This is a genomic window from Luteimonas saliphila (assembly GCF_016774335.1).
Taxonomy (GTDB): Bacteria; Pseudomonadota; Gammaproteobacteria; order Xanthomonadales; family Xanthomonadaceae; genus Luteimonas; species Luteimonas saliphila.
This window is the reverse complement of sequence record NZ_JAETWA010000035.1, coordinates 82650-98279: the sequence shown is the minus strand read 5'-3', so window position 1 is coordinate 98279 and position 15630 is coordinate 82650. Positions and strand designations below refer to the sequence as shown.

Sequence of the window (15630 nt, the reverse complement as noted above, 5' to 3'; positions counted from 1 at the left end):
GCGCCCGCTCACACCGTGCCGCGGTTCCTGCCCATCCACGGCGCATACCACTCGCGTAGCGCGGCGATGTCGGCCGCCATGTCGCCGCTGGTATGGAACAGCGCGCCGATGCCGATGGTCCTGTCCGGATAGTGGAAGTAGGCCGGCAGGATCGGCACCTGCGCCTCGTGCGCGATCTTCCAGAAGCCGCTCTTCCAGCGCTCCACGCGCTTGCGCGTGCCTTCGGGGGTGAGCGCGTACCAGATGCGATCGCTGCCGCGGATCATCCCGACCGCCTGCCCGACCGTGCCCTGCGGCGCGCTGCGGTCGATCGGGATCACGCCCAGCCTGCGCAGCAGCGGCCCCAGCGGCCACCAGAACAGTTGCGCCTTGCCCAGCACCCGGACCTCGAAGCCGAGCGCGAGCTTGGCCGCGAATCCCCACAGGCCATCCCAGTTCGAGGAATGCGGCGCGACGATGAGCACCAGCTTCGGCACGTCCGGCAGCTGGCCGGCCACGCGCCAGCCGCCGAGCCGCAGCACGCTGCGGCCCAGCCAGCGGGTGAACGCGTTCGGCTTCACCCGCGGCGCGTTCGGCGGCAGCGGCGGGACCATCTCGTTGCTTGCGGTCATGCGCCCCCCACGCGATGCCCTGTGTAGCGACCCCTCAGTCCCATTCCTGGCGGCCGCGCGACTGCTTGATCGTACTACGCTGGCGTTTCTCGCCGAGCCGGCGTTCCTTGGCGCCGCGCGAGGGCCGGGTGGCGATCCGCGGCTTGGGCGCGTGCAGGCCGGCTTCGACGAAGGCCTGCAGCCGTTCGCGCGCGTCCTGGCGGTTGCGCTCCTGGGTGCGGAAGCGCTGCGCCTGGATCACCAGCACGCCGGCATCGGTCATGCGCCGGTCGCGTTTCGCCAGCAGCCGCGCGCGCACCGGCTCAGGCAGCGAGGGCGAGTTGGCGACGTCGAAGCGCAGCTCGACCGCGGTCGCGACCTTGTTGACGTTCTGCCCGCCGGCGCCGCTGGCGCGCACGAAGCGTTCGACCAGTTCGTCCTCGGGGATCGACAGGCTCATGTCACGGCCTCCGGGGCTTCGAACAGGGCCAGCGCCTTCGCGAACTCCGCATCCGGTGGCGCCTCGATGTCCATGACCTCGCCCGTGTGCGGATGCGGGAACCGCAGCCGCTGCGCATGCAGCAGCATGCGGTGGATGCCGAGCATGCGGAAATGCCGGTTGTGGCGACCGTCTCCATGGCTGGTATCGCCGACCAGATGGTGCGAGGCGTGCTTGAGGTGGCGCCGGATCTGGCGGAAGCGGCCGGTCGCGGGCTGCGCGCGCAGCAGCGCGTAGCGCGAGGTGGCGAAACCGGCCGAGGGCAGCTCGAGTTCGCAGGTGGCCAGCCGTTCGAAGGCGGTGACTGCGGGCTTCTTGAGCGGCTTGCCGGGTCCGCCGTCGAGCGGGTGGTCGATGGCGAAGCGCTCGTCCGGCCAGCCTCGGCACACGGCGAGGTAGTGCTTCTCCACGCTGCCCGCCATCAGCGCCTTGCCGAGCGCGGACGCGGTGTCGTGGTCGAAGGCCAGCAGCAGGCAACCGCTGGTGGCGCGGTCGAGCCGATGGACGAGGAACACCGGCCGACCGAACTGCGCGCGCAGCCGGTCGGCGAGGAAGTCGTGTTCGCCGCGCGCAAGCCCGCTGTCGTGCACCATCAGGCCCGCCGGCTTGTCGACGACGGCCAGCCAGGCATCGGCGTACAAAACCGGGGTCGGAGTCGACTTTCCCCCGGCAACGCTCGCACCCGAAGATGCTGCCGGAAAGTCGACTCCGACCCCGGTTTTGGCTTTATCCGCCGCCGACAATGCGCGCACCCCTGAGGTTCGGCCGACCCGCGACGACGTCGGTCCAGACGACGTGGGCCACGCCGTCCACCACCGCCAGTTGCGGGAAGCCGGTGCCACGGCCCTCGCCGGCCACCGTCGCCACCTCCACGCGCTCGTGTTCGGTCGCCAGGTCGTGGCTGCGTCGCGACAGCCACAGCGACTGGCGCCCGCCTTCCTCGCGCATCCACAGCACCCAGGCCTGCCGCGCATCGAGCGCGACCGCGACGCGACCGAGCACCGGCTGGCCGCGGTCGAGCGTCACCGCCGCGGCGAACGCATCGCCGGCGTCGCGGCTGGCCGCGAGCCGGACCTCCGGCTCGCCACCGGCCTCGGTGTACCAGCCGACCACCACCGCGTTGCCCGCAGCCGCGACATCCGGGCCGTTGACGGGGCAGGCCGGCATCGTCCAGCCGTCGGCGTGCACCGGCCGCGGCGCGCTCCAGGCGCTGCCGTCATGGCGCGTGGCGAGGATGTCGCGCACTTCGTCCTCGCTGCGGCCGCGATAGACCAGCAGCGGCCCCTTCGCGGTCGGCGCGACCGCCGTCTGGCAGCAGTCGCACACGCGCGCATCGATCACCGCATCGGCGCTGCGCCGCAACGTGGCGTCGAACACAGCGGCGCGCAGCGTCATCGCGCCCTGCGCGGTACCCGGCCCGTCGTGGCCTTCGTGGCCGCCATGGGCGGCGCCGGTCTCGCGACCATCCAGCCAGGCCAGGCCCAGCGCGCCATCGCCCTGCGCCCACATCGAGACGAAGCCGTGCTCGGTGCGGGTGCCGTCGTCGTGCGGCATCACCGGGGCGGCCCAGTTGGCGCCGCCGTCGCGCGAACGCGTCAGCACCACGTCGTAGGCGTAGGGGGCCTCGCCGCTCTTCTGCAGCCAGTGCGCCCACAGCGCGCCGTCCGGCGTCGCCGCCATGTGCGGGACGTCGGCCCAGTTCACGAACATGCTGTTGCCGACCGCGACCGTCGTCATCGCGTGCATCCAGCGCCCCCAGGCCGGTGCCCAGGTGCTGAACTGGAAGATGTGGCGACGACCTTTCTGCGAGTTGATCCAGCCCAGCAGGAGCTTGCCGTCGGGCGTGGCCGCCAGGCTCGGCGACGCCGAACCGGGCAGGGTCGGCGGCAGCGGCCAGTCCTCGATGCGGCTCGGCGCGGCGACATCGCCTTCGACGGCGGGCGCCGGCGGGCTGTCGGCGCTGCCACCGCAACCGGCGATGGCGATAACCGCCGCCAGGCAGGTCGCGCGGAAAGCATGCGGGAGGAGCTTCTGGATGTTCATGCGCAATGCCCTTGCGGCCCACGGGCCTGGTCTGGTCGTCCTCCGGTCCGGCCATGGTCCGGTGCGGACGGGCTGCGTTGCGGTCCTGCGCGCGCGGCATGCATGGACCGCGGGGCTCGCCGGGAGACCGGACACGCGCATTCACCCCGGAGCCCGCACACTAGCGTAGCCTGTCCCCACGCGCGAAGCACCCGCGCCACGGGCGTCCCCGCATGTTCACCAACGTCGCCAGCTACCTCGACCCGATCGAAGCGCAGATCGCGCGCGGCCTGCTGGTGTCCGAGGGCATCGAGGCGCATGTCGGCGACGAACACCTCGCGCTCGCGAACTGGGAATGGCGGCTGGCGATCGGCGGCGCCCGCGTGCGGGTGGCCGATGTCGACGCCGTGCGCGCCCGCGCGATCCTGCGCGCGATGGACGAAGGCGCGTACGCGATCGACGACGAGGCCGCCCCGCTCGATGCCGCGCTGCGCGCACCCGACCGCGAATCGGCCTCCAGCCGGCTCGCCTGGCTGGCCCTGATCCTGCTGAACGTGCCGCTGCCCTGGCGCCGGCACCGACCCGACGACTCGGCCGTGCGCGACGCCTGACCTGCGACGCCACGCGTCCCCGGTTGTCAACGGGTACCGGTTCGCGCCCGTCGTTGCCACAATCGCGCTTCCGCGGCATGCCGCCGCCTGCCGCACGATGCCATGACCGACGTTTCGCCCGCGCTCGCACGCAGGATTTCGCAGACCATCGCCGACGAGATCGGTGCCAGGCCCGCGCAGGCCATCGCCGCCATCGCCCTGCTGGACGAGGGCGCGACCGTGCCGTTCATCGCGCGCTACCGCAAGGAAGTGACCGGCGGCCTCGACGATACCCAGCTGCGCAACCTCGAAACGCGCCTGGTCTACCTGCGCGAACTGGAACAGCGACGCTCGGCGATCCTCGCCAGCATCGACGAGCAGGGCAAGCTCGACGACGCGCTGCGCGGCGAGATCGAGGCCGCCGACAGCAAAGCGCGGCTGGAAGACCTGTACCTGCCCTACAAGCCCAGGCGCCGCACCCGCGCGCAGATCGCGCGCGAGGCCGGGCTGGAGCCGCTGGCCGACGGCCTGCTGGCCGATCCGTCGCGCGTACCGGAAGCGTACGCCGCCGCGTTCGTCGATGCCGGCAAGGGCGTCGCCGATGCGAAAGCCGCGCTGGAAGGCGCGCGCGCGATCCTGATCGAACGCTGGGGCGAGGATGCGGCGCTGATCGGCGAGTTGCGCGGTTGGCTCGAGGCCAAGGGCGTGATCCGCGCGAAGGTGGTCGAGGGCAAAGAGGCCGCCGGCGAGAAGTTCCGCGACTACTTCGACCACGCCGAGCCGCTGGCGAAGATCCCCTCGCATCGCCTGCTGGCGCTGCTGCGCGGCCGCCGCGAGGAATTCCTCACCCTCGACCTCGAACCGGGCGCCGATGCCGAGGCCGGCCACCTGTACGCCGAAGGCCGGATCGCGGTGCGCGCCGGCATCGCCGATCGCGGCCGCCCTGCCGACGCCTGGCTGCGCAGCGCCTGCCGCCTGGCGTGGAAGGCGAAGCTGCACCTGCACCTGCTGATCGACCTGTTCGCACAGGCGCGCGAGAAGGCCGAGGCCGAGGCGATCGCCGTGTTCGGCGACAATCTCAAGGACCTGCTGCTGGCCGCGCCGGCCGGCGCGAAGGCGGTGCTGGGGCTCGACCCCGGCCTGCGCACCGGCGTGAAGGTGGCGGTGGTCGATGCCACCGGCAAGCTGGTCGCCACCGACACCATCCATCCGCACGAGCCGCGACGGCAGTGGGATGCCTCGCTGGCGACGCTGGAGAAACTGTGCCGCGCGCATGGCGTGCAGCTGATCGCGATCGGCAACGGCACCGCCTCGCGCGAGACCGACAGGCTCGCCGGCGAACTGCTCGGGCGCGCGCCGGAGCTGCGGATGCAGAAGCTGGTGGTGAGCGAGGCCGGCGCCTCGGTGTATTCGGCGTCCGAGCTGGCGGCGAAGGAATTCCCGGGGCTGGACGTCTCGCTGCGCGGTGCGGTCTCGATCGCACGGCGGCTGCAGGACCCGCTGGCGGAACTGGTGAAGATCGAGCCGAAGGCGATCGGCGTCGGCCAGTACCAGCACGACATCGACCAGTACCGGCTCGCACGCGCGCTCGATGCGCGGGTCGAGGATTGCGTGAACGCGGTGGGCGTTCACGTCAACACCGCGTCGGGCGCGCTGCTGGCGCGCGTGGCCGGGCTGACGGCGACGGTGGCGGAGAACATCGTCGCCCATCGCGATGCGCATGGCCCGTTCCGGTCGCGCCGCGAGCTGCTCCAGGTGCCACGCCTGGGCGAGAGGACGTTCGAGCAGTGCGCGGGCTTCCTGCGCATCGCCGACGGCGACGAACCGCTCGACGCCTCCGCGGTGCACCCGGAAGCCTACCCGGTGGTCGAGCGCATCCTCGCCGCCACCGGCAAGCCGATCCGCGCGCTGCTCGGCGACGGCGCCTTCGTGCGCGCGCTGCAGCCCTCGCAGTTCACCGACGCGCGCTTCGGCGAACCGACGGTGCGCGACATCCTCGCCGAACTCGAGAAGCCCGGCCGCGACCCGCGCCCCGAGTTCCGCGCGGCGAAGTTCGCCGACGGCGTCGAGGACATCCGCGACCTGCGCGCCGGCATGGTGCTGGAGGGGGTGGTGAGCAACGTCGCCGCGTTCGGCGCCTTCGTCGACATCGGCGTGCACCAGGACGGGCTGGTGCACATCTCGGCGCTGTCCGACCGCTTCGTGAAGGATCCGCGCGAGGTGGTGAAGGCCGGCGACATCGTCAAGGTGAAGGTGCTGGAGGTGGATGTCGCGCGCAAGCGCATCGCGCTCACCTGCCGCCTGGACGATGCGCCCGTCCCGCGCGACACCCGGACGAGCGACGGCCCGCGCGATGGACAAGGGCGAGGCCCGGGACGCGGCACGCGCGGCTCGCGGCCCGCCGCCAACGCACCCCGCCAGGGCGGCGCCCCGGCGGACAACGCACTGGCCGAAGCGTTCGCGCGCGCGCGGCGCGGCTGAGCCGCGCAAAGCGCCGGCCCGGACCACCTGGCGGTTGCGGCCGCGCCCGTCGCCTGGCGGCGCGCGACGCGTTCCCGATCACGACCGCACCGCTGCGCCGTCCGTACAATCGCAGGCCAAGCCGCCGATCCGCGCACCGACGCGCAGCGAGCCGCGACGTTGAACATGCCCGCCCCTCCCGCCGACGATCCCCGCCCCGAGCCGCCGGAGCCGCCACTGCCCGGCGATTGCTGCGACGGCGGCTGCGATCCGTGCATCCACGATCTCCATGCCGAGGCGCTGCGGCACTACCGCGAACGCCTCGCGCGCTGGCGCGAGCGCCACGCCGGGGAGGAGTAGACGACAGGCTCAGGCCGCCGGCGCCGCGGCGGAGAACTCGTCGAACGCGGCCTGCGCGTTCGCTGCGTACATCAGCGACGGCCCGCCGCCCATGTACACGGCGACGCCGAGCATCTCGCGGAATTCCTCCGGCGTCGCCCCGAGGCGGACCAGCGCCTTGGCATGGAATCCGAGGCAGGCATCGCAGCGCGCGGCCACCCCGATCGCCATCGCGATCAGCTCCTTGGTCTTCTCGTCCAGCGCGCCGGCGGCCAGCGCCGCCTTGCTGAGCGCGCCGAAGCCCTGCATCACGTCGGGATTGTGGGTGCGCAGCGGCGCCAGGTTCTTCGACACGGCACGGGTCAGTTCGGCATAGGAATCGATGCTGGACATGGAATGCTCCGGGTGGGGTTGGATGGGAAGAGGCCTGGATGCGATCGACCGCGAATCACTGACCGCGCACGACGGGCAGGCCGCTTGCGGCCCACGCCGCCATGCCGCCATCGACATTGACGTAGCGGCGCTGCGGGTCCTTCGACAACGCGCCCTGCGCGAGCCTGGAACGCATGCCGCTGCGGCAGACCAGCAGGATCTCGGACGTCCCCGCCGGCAGCCCCAGCGCCTCGATCGCCTCCACGCCGCGGGCGCGAATGCGGCCGAGCGGGAGGGGGATCGCGCCTTCGGCATGCCCGGCAGCGAACTCGCCCGGTTCGCGCACGTCCACCAGCGCCGCGCCACAGTTCATGCGCTGCACCGCTTCGCGCGGCCCCACGTGCGGCCCGCTCACCCCGAACAGGACTTTCAGCAAGGCGATCACGTGCGTTTCCTCGTCGTGCGCGCCGGCGGCGGGCTGCAGTAGATGCCATGCAGGGTTTCCATGACCGCGGCGGCCGGTCCCGGCATCAGCGCGTAGTAGATCGTCTGCGCCTCGCGCCGGGTCCGCACCAGCCCCTCCTCGCGCAGGACCGCGAGGTGCTGCGACAGCGCCGACTGGCTGAGGTCGAGCAGTTCGTTGATCTCGCCGACCGAGCGCTCGCGTTCGGCGAGCAGGCACAGCACCTGCAGGCGGCGCTCGTTGGCCAGCGCCTTCAGCAGCTGCGCGGCATCGCCGGCATGGGCCTGCATCGCGGCCAGGTCGAAGGCGGGGGTCGGTTTTCTTGCGGGCATGTTCATGCGGTCGTGATGGGCAGACCGGCATTGCGCCATGCCTCGAAGCCGCCGGCAAGCGAATGCACGTCGCTGAAGCCCAGTTGCTGCAGGCTTTCGGCCGCCAGCGCGGAGCGGCCGCCCGTCCGGCAGTACAGCACCAGCGGTCGATCCGACAGAGCCAGCGCCTCGCTGGCGGTGCAGCCCATCGCCGGATGCGCATGGATCTGGAACTCCAGCACGCCGCGCGGCAGGTTCACCGCGCCGGGCAGGTGGCCCTGCGCGTACTCGTCGGGCTCGCGCACGTCGATCAGCACCGCATCGCGCGCCTGCGATGCGGACAGCTCGCCCAGATCCAGTTCCCGGATGCGGGACCGCGCCCGGGCTACCAGTTGTTCGACGGTCAGGGTCATCTCGGCGCGCCTCATTGAATCAGTTGCATCTAATATAAGATATTGCTAATGTACTTGCAAGCCGGGGTTCCGGCGCAGCAGTCACCGATCCCCGGGAGGGAACGACATGGCACATATCGTGGTGTTGGGCGCAGGCATCGGCGGCATGAGCGTCGCCTACGAACTGCGCGGCACGCTGGGCAAGGGCCCGGCGATCACCGTCGTCGGCGAAGGCGACCTGTTCTCGTTCACGCCATCGAACCCCTGGGTCGCGGTGGGCTGGCGCAAGCCGTCCGACGTGCAGATCCAGGTGCCGGGATACCTGGCACGGCACGACATCGCGTTCGAAGCGATCGGCGCGGACAAGGTGGACCCGCAACACGACCGCGTATTGCTGCGCGATGGCCGCCATGTCGAATACGACCACCTGGTCATCGCCACCGGCCCGCGGCTGGCGTTCGACGAGGTTCCGGGGCTGGGTCCGCATGGCGGCTTCACGCACTCGATCTGCACCACGCCGCACGCCACCAGCGCATGGGAGGCCTACAAGGCCTTCCTCGACGACCCCGGGCCGGTGGTGGTCGGCGCGGCGGCCGGCGCCAGCTGCTTCGGGCCGGCCTACGAGTTCGCGATGATCCTCGACCGCGACCTGCGCAAGCGCAAGCTGCGCGACAGGGTGCCGATCACCTACGTGAGCCCGGAACCGTATGTGGGCCACATGGGCCTGGGCGGCGTCGGCGACTCCAGGGGGTTGATGGAATCGGAGTTCCGCCAGCGCCACATCCGCTGGATCGTCAACGCCAGGATCACCGGCGTGCGCGATGGCGAGATGGACGTGACCGAGATGGACGAGGACGGCCAGCCTAAGAAGTCGCACGCGCTGCCGTTCCGGTACTCGATGGTGCTGCCCGCCTTCACCGGGGTGGACGCGGTGCGCAACGTCGAAGGGCTGTGCAATCCGCGCGGCTTCGTGCTGATCGACAAGCACCAGCGCAATCCCGCGTATCCGAACATCCATTCGCTCGGCGTCTGCGTCGCGATCCCGCCGGTGGAGGCCACGCCGGTGCCGACCGGGGCGCCGAAGACCGGCTTCATGATCGAGTCGATGGTCACCGCGGTGGCGCACAACATCCAGGCCGAGCTGGCGGGCAGGCCGGCCACCGCTGAGGCGACGTGGAACGCGATCTGCCTGGCCGACATGGGCGATACCGGGGTCGCGTTCGTGGCCCTGCCGCAGATCCCGCCGCGCAACGTCACCTGGGCCAGGGTCGACAAGTGGGTCCACCTGGCCAAGATCGCGTTCGAGAAGTACTTCCTGATGAAGATGAAGTCCGGCAACACCGAACCGGCCTACGAGAAATACGTGCTGAAACTGCTCGGCATCCTGCGCACGCGCTGACCACCCCACTCACTAGGAGTCATGACATGAACCTCGACCGTGCCGTCCTCGCCTTCGCCGGCGTGATGATCCTCGCCAGCCTCGCGCTCGCCCACTTCGTCTCGCCACTGTGGCTGTGGTTCACCGTCTTCATCGGTGCGAACATGCTGCAGGCCAGCGTCACCGGCTTCTGCCCGGCGGCGATGGTGCTGCGCAAACTGGGCGTGGCCAGCGGCTGCGCATTCAAGTGAGGAACCCGTCGTGAGCCGGAACGCGACCAGGCGCCGCGATGTCGTGCTGGCCGCGATGCTGGCGGCTACGCTGGCGGCGTGCGGAGGCGACGACGCCGTGCCCGCGCAGCCGGCGATCGAAGGCCTCGACACCGTCATCGTGCAGGCCGGCGACAGCGGCAGCGGACGCGCCTGGGATGGCGTGGTCGAGGCCGTGCGCCAGGCCACGCTGTCGGCGCAGACCAACGGCCGGGTCACCGACGTACTGCGCGACGTCGACGACCGTGTCTCCGCCGACGAGGTGCTGGTGCGGCTGAGCGCGGTTGAACAGCAGTCCGGGGTCGACGCCGCGCGCGCGCAGTTGCGGGCCGCCGAAGCCAGCGCCGTCGAGGCCGAGGGCAACTTCCGTCGTTACCTCGAGTTGTCGCAAGGCCAGTACGTGTCGAAGTCGCAGCTCGACCAGATGCGCGCGATGCGTGACTCTGCCGTCGCCGCGCGCGACGCCGCGCGCGAGCAGGTCACCAGCGCCGGCCAGCAGACCGCCTACACCACGATCCGCGCGCCCTACGCGGGCATCGTCGGCTCGCGCGACGTGGAACCGGGCGAGAGTGTCGGCATCGGCCAGCCGCTGATGACGGTGTTCGCGCCGGGCGCGCTGCGCATCGAGGTCAGCGTGCCGCAGTCGGATGCCGATGCGATCCGCGCCGAGCCTGCGGCGAAGGTGACGTTCGACGACGGCCGACGCGTCGATGCCGACGACGTGACCGTGTTCCCCAGCGCCGATCCGGCGACGCACGCGGTGAGAGTGCGCGTGCAGCTGCCGCAGCTCGATCCGGTGCCGCAGCCCGGGCGCACGGCCAAGGTCGCGTTTCCCGCCGTGAAGGGCGCGGCGCATCCGCGCGTGCCGGCCTCGGCGCTGGTGCAGCGCGGCGAAGTCGATGCGGTGTACGTGCTGGCCGAAGGCCGACTGTCGCTGCGACAGCTGCGGCTGGGCGAACGCAGCGGCGACGTCATCGATGTTATCGCCGGCCTGAAGGCGGGCGAGACCATCGCCGCCGATCCGGTCGCCGCGATGCAGGCACTGGTCGCGGCGCGCAAGGGCGACGACTGACATGCCCACGCACGGCAGCCCGCGCCTGGGCATCTCCGGACGCATCGCGCGGACCTTCCAGGCCAATCCGCTGACGCCGGTGCTGGCGCTGCTGGGCCTGCTGCTGGGCGCGGTCGCGGTGATGGTCACCCCGCGCGAGGAAGAGCCGCAGATCGACGTGACCATGGCCAACGTCATCGTGTCCTTCCCCGGTGCCGACGCGCGCCAGGTGGAGCAGATGGTGACCTTCCCGCTGGAGCAGAAACTCTCCGAGATCGAGCAGGTCAAGCACACCTATTCGGTCAGCCGCCCGGGCATGGCTGTATTGACGGTCGAGTTCGAGGTCGGGGTGAAGCGCCAACCGGCACTGGTGCGGCTGTACGACAAGGTGTTCTCCAACCAGGACTGGATGCCGCAGGGCCTCGGCGTCGGCCAGCCGATCGTCAAGCCCAAGGGCATCGACGACGTGCCGGTGATGGCGCTGACGCTGTGGACCGACGATCCCCAGCGCAGCGCGCTGGACCTGGCCGCCGTGGCGCACACGCTGGAAACCGAACTCAAGCGCATCCCCGGCACCCGCGACGTGTTCACCATCGGCGCGCCGGACCGCGCGGTGATGGTGGAGCTGGATGCGGCCCGCCTGGCCAGCCATGGCCTGACCGTCGACGACCTCGCCGGCGCATTGCAGGCGGCCAACCTCGCGCGCCAGGCAGGCGAGCGCGTCGGTGCCGACGGAGTGGCGCAGGTGACCTCGGGGCAGTTCCTCGCCGACCGCGACGACGTCGCCAACCTCGTCCTCGGCGTGAACGGCGGGCAGCCGGTGCGGCTGGTCGACGTGGCCAACGTGCGCGATGGCGCCGACGTGTCGTCCAGCTACGTCTGGCACGGCGCGCCGCACGGACGCGACGGCCCGGCCAGCGGGGTCGCACCCGCGGTCACGCTGGCCATCGCCAAGAAGCCCGGCAGCAATGCCGCCGACATCACCTCCGCGGCACTGCGCCGCATCGAGGCCTTGCGCGGGCAGGTGGTTCCCGATGGCATCCAGGTCGAGGTCACCCGCGACTACGGCATGACCGCCAGCGACAAGGCGCAGACCCTGATCAAGAAGCTGGTGTTCGCCACCGGCTCGGTGGTGTTGCTGGTGCTGTTCGCGCTCGGCAGGCGCGAAGCCGTCGTCATCGGCAGCGCGGTGGTGCTGACGCTCTCGGTGACGTTGTTCGCATCGATGGCGATGGGCTTCACCCTCAACCGGGTGTCGCTGTTCGCGCTGATCTTCTCGATCGGCATCCTGGTCGACGACGCCATCGTGGTGGTCGAGAACATCCATCGGCACATGGCGCAGGGCGGCAAGACCCTGCGCGAGGCGATCCCGCCGGCGGTGGACGAAGTCGGCGGCCCGACCATCCTCGCAACGTTCACCGTGATCGCCGCGCTGATGCCGATGGCCTTCGTCACCGGCCTGATGGGGCCGTACATGCGACCGATCCCGATCAACGCCTCGGTCGGCATGCTGCTGTCGCTGCTGATCGCGCTGGTGGTCACGCCATGGCTGTCGCTGAAACTGCTCGGGCGCCACGTCGCGCAGCACGCGACACAGGACGACGGGCATGGCCATGTCGAAGGCACGATGGCCGCGCGCCTGCACCGCCTGTTCGAACGCGTGATGAGCCCGTTCCTCGCCCGCGAGGGCGGTGCGCGCCGTCGCCACCTGCTGTTCCTGGCGATGGCGGCGCTGGTCGCGCTGGCCGCGAGCCTGGCGATGTTCCAGCTGGTGGTGCTCAAGATGCTGCCGTTTGACAACAAGTCGGAGCTGCAGATCGTCGTCGACCTGCCCGAAGGGCGCACGCTGGAGGACACCAATGCGCTGCTGGCCGAACTGTCGGCGGTGCTCGACCGCATGCCCGAGGTGCGGCACTACCAGGGCTACGCCGGCACCGCCGCGCCGATCGACTTCAATGGGCTGGTGCGCCAGTACGACCTGCGCAGCGGGGCGAACCTCGGCGACCTGCAGGTCAACCTGGTCGATCGCCACGACCGCAGCCGCAAGAGCCACGACATCGCCGTCGCGTTGCGGCCACAGGTGGCCGAAGTCGGCCGTCGCCACGGTGCGTCGGTCAAGGTGGTGGAAGTGCCGCCGGGACCGCCGGTGCTGTCGCCGATCGTCGCCGAGGTCTACGGCCCCGACTATGCGCAGGCGCGCAGGATCGGCCTGGCGCTGGAACAGCGCTTCCTCGCCACCGACGGCATCGTCGACGTCGATACCAGCGTGGAAGCGGACGCACTGCGCGAGCTGCTGGTGATCGACCGGGCGCGCGCGGCGCGGCTGGGCGTGCCGCAGTCCGCGATCGCCGACACCATCGCCGCCGGCCTGTCGGGCCTGGATGCCAGCCACCTCATCGACGGAGGCTCGAAGTATCCGCGCCCGATCCGCCTGCGCCTGCCGGCCGCCGGACAGGCGTCGCTGGACGGCGTGCTGTCGCTGCGCGTGCGCGGCGGCGACGGCCAGCTGGTGCCGCTGTCGGAACTGGTGCAGGTGCGCCAGGCGCGCTGGGACGGCGCGGTCCACCACAAGGACCTGCTGCCGGTGGTCTATGTGATGGGCGACGAGAGCAGCCGCATCGACAGTCCGCTGTACGGCATGTTCGACCTGGTCGGACAAGTGTCCGACCACGCCATCGACGGCCAGTGGCTGTCGCAGTTCTTCATCCGCCAGCCGGTCGATACCAGCGGCTTTGCGATCAAGTGGGACGGCGAATGGCAGATCACCTACGAAACCTTCCGCGACATGGGCATCGCCTACGCCGCCGGCATGGTGCTGATCTACCTGCTGGTGGTGGCCTACTTCCGCAACTACCTGGTGCCGCTGGTGATCATGGCGCCGATCCCGCTGACCGTGATCGGCGTGATGCCGGGCCACGCCCTGCTCGGCGCGCAGTTCACCGCCACCAGCATGATCGGCATGATCGCGCTGGCCGGCATCATCGTGCGCAACTCGATCCTGCTGGTGGATTTCATCAACCACCTGCTCGAACGCGGGCATTCGCTGGAACGCGCCGTGGTGGACGCCTGCGCGGTGCGCGCCCAGCCGATCGCGCTGACCGCGCTGGCGGCGATGGCCGGCGCGTTCTTCATCCTCGACGATCCGATCTTCAACGGCCTGGCGATCTCGCTGATCTTCGGCATCCTGGTGTCGACCGTGTTGACCCTCGTCGTGATCCCGCTGCTGTACTACACCCTGCTCTCGCATCGCCGCACGGAGGTTCCCGCATGACCGTCCCACGCACCGCCACCATCGCCGCGCTGTTCGCGATGCTCGCGTCCGCATGCGTGCCGGCACCGGAAGCCGCGCCCGCGATCGCGGCGCCGGGCGCAGCCGCGTCGGCTTCCTTTGCGGCAATGGCGTCCGAAGATGCCGACCTCGAACGCGCGAAGGCCGCGGCGACGGCCTTCAGCACGCAGTTGCGCGGCACGCTGCAGGCCGCCGTGGCCGAAGGCGGGCCGACCGCCGCCATCGGGGTCTGCAGCACCGACGCGCCGCGCATCGCCGATGCGGTGATGGCCGAGCACGATCTCCACCTCGGCCGCGTCGCCCTGCCCGGCCGCAACCGCAACCCGGCGCAGGCCGCCGACAACTGGCAACTCGCGACGCTGCAACGCTTCCAGCAGGCGGTCGCCGGAGGCGCCGCGGCCGGCGAGCAGCTGTCGGTGACGCGCGATGGCCTCCCAGCAGGCGTGTCGCTGCGCATGATGCGCGGCATCGCCACCGAGCCGGGCTGCCCGGCCTGCCACGGCAAGCACGTGGCGCCCGATGTCCGCGATGCCATCGCGCTGCGTTATCCGGATGATGGCGCCACCGGCTTCGACATCGGCGACCTGCGCGGCGCGCTGTGGGTCGAAGTGCCGACCCGCATCGCCACGCCCACCGGAGGCAATCCATGAGCATCGACAGCCCGATCCACGTCACCCTGGAGCAGGAAGGCGACTACGCGTTCCGCATCGTCTTCGACGACACCGCGCTCGCGCCGCTGCTCACCGACGAACCGTCGCCGCTGGGCCACGACCGCGGACCCAATCCCTCGCGCATGCTGCTGGCCGCGGTGGCCAACTGCATGGCCGCCAGCCTGCTGTTCTCGCTGCGCAAGTACGGGAACACGCCCGGCGCGCTGAAAGCGAGGATCAGTGCGACACCGCAACGCGACGCCGGCGGCCGCTGGCGCATCCCGACCGCGCGTGTCGAACTGCAGCTGGCCGATGCCGCCGCGGACTACCAGCAGCTGCCGCGCATCCTCGAACAGTTCGAGAATTTCTGCGTCGTCACCCAGAGCGTGCGTGCCGGCATCGAGGTGCAGGTCACGGTGACCGACGGCAACGGCGTGGTGGTGCATGACGCGTCTGGCGGCCCACGGCCATGACCGCTGCGTTGCAGGTCCCCTGTCCGCATTGCAGCGCATTGAACCGCGTGCCCGCCGCACGCCTGGGCGACGCGCCGAACTGCGGCCGCTGCGGCAAGGCGTTGTTCAACGCGCAGCCGCTGGCGCTGGACGCTGCCGGCTTCGACCTGCACGCATCGCGTTCGGACCTGCCGCTGCTGGTCGACTTCTGGGCGCCGTGGTGCGGTCCGTGCAAGGTCATGGCCCCGCATTTCGAAGCCGCCGCCGCGCAGCTCGAACCTTCGATCCGGTTGGGGAAGGTGGACACCCAGGCGAATCCAGGCCTCGGCGCACGCTTCGATATCCGCAGTATCCCGACGCTGGCGCTGTTCCTGCACGGCCGCGAACTGGCTCGGATGTCCGGCGCGATGCCGGCCGGCGAAATCGTGCGCTGGGCGCGGGCGCATGCCGCCGGGTGACCGGCGCTAACGACGCGGTCGCTCGCCACGTCCGTGACGGAAGAC

The 15630-nt window shown here is 71.0% G+C and carries 18 protein-coding genes; 10 read left to right on the top strand and 8 right to left on the bottom strand.

The genetic code is table 11. The features are described 5' to 3' along the window. Positions 1–8: 8 nt before the first annotated feature. The 4 genes from JMO03_RS09125 to JMO03_RS09110 are packed head-to-tail and all read right to left on the bottom strand — an operon-like array spanning position 9 to position 3132. On the bottom strand, positions 9–611 hold the full coding sequence (locus JMO03_RS09125) for a lysophospholipid acyltransferase family protein (RefSeq protein WP_202842660.1): 603 nt from the start codon (positions 609–611) through the stop codon (positions 9–11). 34 nt (positions 612–645) lie between these two features. Continuing rightward, a complete protein-coding gene (arfB, locus tag JMO03_RS09120; protein WP_202842659.1) occupies positions 646–1050 on the bottom strand; it encodes an alternative ribosome rescue aminoacyl-tRNA hydrolase ArfB in 405 nt (134 codons plus the stop codon). After that, positions 1047–1841 (bottom strand): pseudouridine synthase, encoded by a 795-nt coding sequence (locus JMO03_RS09115; RefSeq protein WP_202842658.1) that lies wholly within the window; start codon positions 1839–1841, stop codon positions 1047–1049. The genes arfB and JMO03_RS09115 overlap by 4 nt, the downstream gene beginning before the upstream one ends. Next, positions 1816–3132 (bottom strand): sialidase family protein, encoded by a 1317-nt coding sequence (locus tag JMO03_RS09110; RefSeq protein WP_202842657.1) that lies wholly within the window; start codon positions 3130–3132, stop codon positions 1816–1818. The genes JMO03_RS09115 and JMO03_RS09110 overlap by 26 nt, the downstream gene beginning before the upstream one ends. 212 nt (positions 3133–3344) lie before the next feature. Here JMO03_RS09110 and JMO03_RS09105 point away from each other — a divergent pair, with 212 nt between their 5' ends. The 3 genes from JMO03_RS09105 to JMO03_RS09095 all read left to right on the top strand — a co-directional run bounded on the left by JMO03_RS09105 (position 3345) and on the right by JMO03_RS09095 (position 6521). Then, entirely contained in the window at positions 3345–3722 is a 378-nt protein-coding gene (locus JMO03_RS09105) for a putative signal transducing protein (protein ID WP_202842656.1), read from the top strand. A 102-nt stretch (positions 3723–3824) separates the two neighbouring features. Further along, on the top strand, positions 3825–6182 hold the full coding sequence (locus tag JMO03_RS09100; RefSeq protein ID WP_202842655.1) for a Tex family protein: 2358 nt from the start codon (positions 3825–3827) through the stop codon (positions 6180–6182). Positions 6183–6347: 165 nt separating this feature from the next. Beyond that, on the top strand, positions 6348–6521 hold the full coding sequence (locus JMO03_RS09095; protein ID WP_202842654.1) for an oxidoreductase-like domain-containing protein: 174 nt from the start codon (positions 6348–6350) through the stop codon (positions 6519–6521). Positions 6522–6530: 9 nt separating this feature from the next. On the opposite strand, the gene JMO03_RS09090 is transcribed toward JMO03_RS09095, so the two are convergent. Genes JMO03_RS09090 through JMO03_RS09075 form a run of 4 tightly spaced genes read right to left on the bottom strand, consistent with a single transcriptional unit; the run spans position 6531 to position 8059 of the window. Further along, positions 6531–6893, bottom strand: a complete 363-nt coding sequence (locus tag JMO03_RS09090; RefSeq protein ID WP_202842651.1) for a carboxymuconolactone decarboxylase family protein — start codon at positions 6891–6893, stop codon at positions 6531–6533. Positions 6894–6948: 55 nt separating this feature from the next. Further along, complete coding sequence (locus JMO03_RS09085) at positions 6949–7317, bottom strand: rhodanese-like domain-containing protein (RefSeq protein WP_202842649.1); 369 nt, start codon at positions 7315–7317, stop codon at positions 6949–6951. Beyond that, positions 7314–7667: an ArsR/SmtB family transcription factor gene (locus JMO03_RS09080; RefSeq protein WP_202842647.1), complete on the bottom strand. Its 354-nt coding sequence runs from the start codon at positions 7665–7667 to the stop codon at positions 7314–7316. The genes JMO03_RS09085 and JMO03_RS09080 overlap by 4 nt, the downstream gene beginning before the upstream one ends. Before the next feature lie 2 nt (positions 7668–7669). Next, on the bottom strand, positions 7670–8059 hold the full coding sequence (locus JMO03_RS09075) for a rhodanese-like domain-containing protein (RefSeq protein ID WP_202842645.1): 390 nt from the start codon (positions 8057–8059) through the stop codon (positions 7670–7672). 106 nt (positions 8060–8165) lie between these two features. On the opposite strand from JMO03_RS09075, the gene JMO03_RS09070 reads away from it, so the two are divergent. The 7 genes from JMO03_RS09070 to trxC are packed head-to-tail and all read left to right on the top strand — an operon-like array spanning position 8166 to position 15585. Then, positions 8166–9437, top strand: a complete 1272-nt coding sequence (locus JMO03_RS09070; protein ID WP_202842644.1) for an NAD(P)/FAD-dependent oxidoreductase — start codon at positions 8166–8168, stop codon at positions 9435–9437. Between the two features lie 26 nt (positions 9438–9463). Beyond that, positions 9464–9667 carry a YgaP family membrane protein gene (locus tag JMO03_RS09065; protein ID WP_202842643.1) on the top strand — a complete coding sequence of 68 codons (204 nt, stop codon included), beginning with the start codon at positions 9464–9466 and terminating at the stop codon, positions 9665–9667. Positions 9668–9677: 10 nt separating this feature from the next. Beyond that, a complete protein-coding gene (locus JMO03_RS09060) occupies positions 9678–10757 on the top strand; it encodes an efflux RND transporter periplasmic adaptor subunit (RefSeq protein WP_202842642.1) in 1080 nt (359 codons plus the stop codon). A 1-nt stretch (position 10758) separates the two neighbouring features. Then, positions 10759–14007: an efflux RND transporter permease subunit gene (locus JMO03_RS09055; protein WP_202842641.1), complete on the top strand. Its 3249-nt coding sequence runs from the start codon at positions 10759–10761 to the stop codon at positions 14005–14007. Next, positions 14004–14675 (top strand): Tll0287-like domain-containing protein, encoded by a 672-nt coding sequence (locus JMO03_RS09050; protein WP_202842639.1) that lies wholly within the window; start codon positions 14004–14006, stop codon positions 14673–14675. Before JMO03_RS09055 ends, JMO03_RS09050 begins: the two co-directional genes overlap by 4 nt. After that, positions 14672–15148: an OsmC family protein gene (locus JMO03_RS09045; protein WP_202842636.1), complete on the top strand. Its 477-nt coding sequence runs from the start codon at positions 14672–14674 to the stop codon at positions 15146–15148. Before JMO03_RS09050 ends, JMO03_RS09045 begins: the two co-directional genes overlap by 4 nt. Beyond that, positions 15145–15585 carry a thioredoxin TrxC gene (gene trxC, locus JMO03_RS09040; RefSeq protein WP_202842634.1) on the top strand — a complete coding sequence of 147 codons (441 nt, stop codon included), beginning with the start codon at positions 15145–15147 and terminating at the stop codon, positions 15583–15585. Before JMO03_RS09045 ends, trxC begins: the two co-directional genes overlap by 4 nt. The last annotated feature ends 45 nt before the right edge of the window (positions 15586–15630 follow it).

What these genes read in the sequence shown, in the direction of transcription:
- JMO03_RS09125 (WP_202842660.1), bottom strand. Translation starts at nt 611, where the DNA reads ATGACCGCAAGCAACGAGATGGTCCCGCCGCTGCCGCCGAACGCGCCG.
- arfB (WP_202842659.1), bottom strand. Translation starts at nt 1,050, where the DNA reads ATGAGCCTGTCGATCCCCGAGGACGAACTGGTCGAACGCTTCGTGCGC.
- JMO03_RS09110 (WP_202842657.1), bottom strand. Translation starts at nt 3,132, where the DNA reads ATGAACATCCAGAAGCTCCTCCCGCATGCTTTCCGCGCGACCTGCCTG.
- JMO03_RS09105 (WP_202842656.1), top strand. Translation starts at nt 3,345, where the DNA reads ATGTTCACCAACGTCGCCAGCTACCTCGACCCGATCGAAGCGCAGATC.
- JMO03_RS09100 (WP_202842655.1), top strand. Translation starts at nt 3,825, where the DNA reads ATGACCGACGTTTCGCCCGCGCTCGCACGCAGGATTTCGCAGACCATC.
- JMO03_RS09095 (WP_202842654.1), top strand. Translation starts at nt 6,348, where the DNA reads ATGCCCGCCCCTCCCGCCGACGATCCCCGCCCCGAGCCGCCGGAGCCG.
- JMO03_RS09090 (WP_202842651.1), bottom strand. Translation starts at nt 6,893, where the DNA reads ATGTCCAGCATCGATTCCTATGCCGAACTGACCCGTGCCGTGTCGAAG.
- JMO03_RS09080 (WP_202842647.1), bottom strand. Translation starts at nt 7,667, where the DNA reads ATGCCCGCAAGAAAACCGACCCCCGCCTTCGACCTGGCCGCGATGCAG.
- JMO03_RS09075 (WP_202842645.1), bottom strand. Translation starts at nt 8,059, where the DNA reads ATGACCCTGACCGTCGAACAACTGGTAGCCCGGGCGCGGTCCCGCATC.
- JMO03_RS09070 (WP_202842644.1), top strand. Translation starts at nt 8,166, where the DNA reads ATGGCACATATCGTGGTGTTGGGCGCAGGCATCGGCGGCATGAGCGTC.
- JMO03_RS09065 (WP_202842643.1), top strand. Translation starts at nt 9,464, where the DNA reads ATGAACCTCGACCGTGCCGTCCTCGCCTTCGCCGGCGTGATGATCCTC.
- JMO03_RS09055 (WP_202842641.1), top strand. Translation starts at nt 10,759, where the DNA reads ATGCCCACGCACGGCAGCCCGCGCCTGGGCATCTCCGGACGCATCGCG.
- JMO03_RS09050 (WP_202842639.1), top strand. Translation starts at nt 14,004, where the DNA reads ATGACCGTCCCACGCACCGCCACCATCGCCGCGCTGTTCGCGATGCTC.
- JMO03_RS09045 (WP_202842636.1), top strand. Translation starts at nt 14,672, where the DNA reads ATGAGCATCGACAGCCCGATCCACGTCACCCTGGAGCAGGAAGGCGAC.
- trxC (WP_202842634.1), top strand. Translation starts at nt 15,145, where the DNA reads ATGACCGCTGCGTTGCAGGTCCCCTGTCCGCATTGCAGCGCATTGAAC.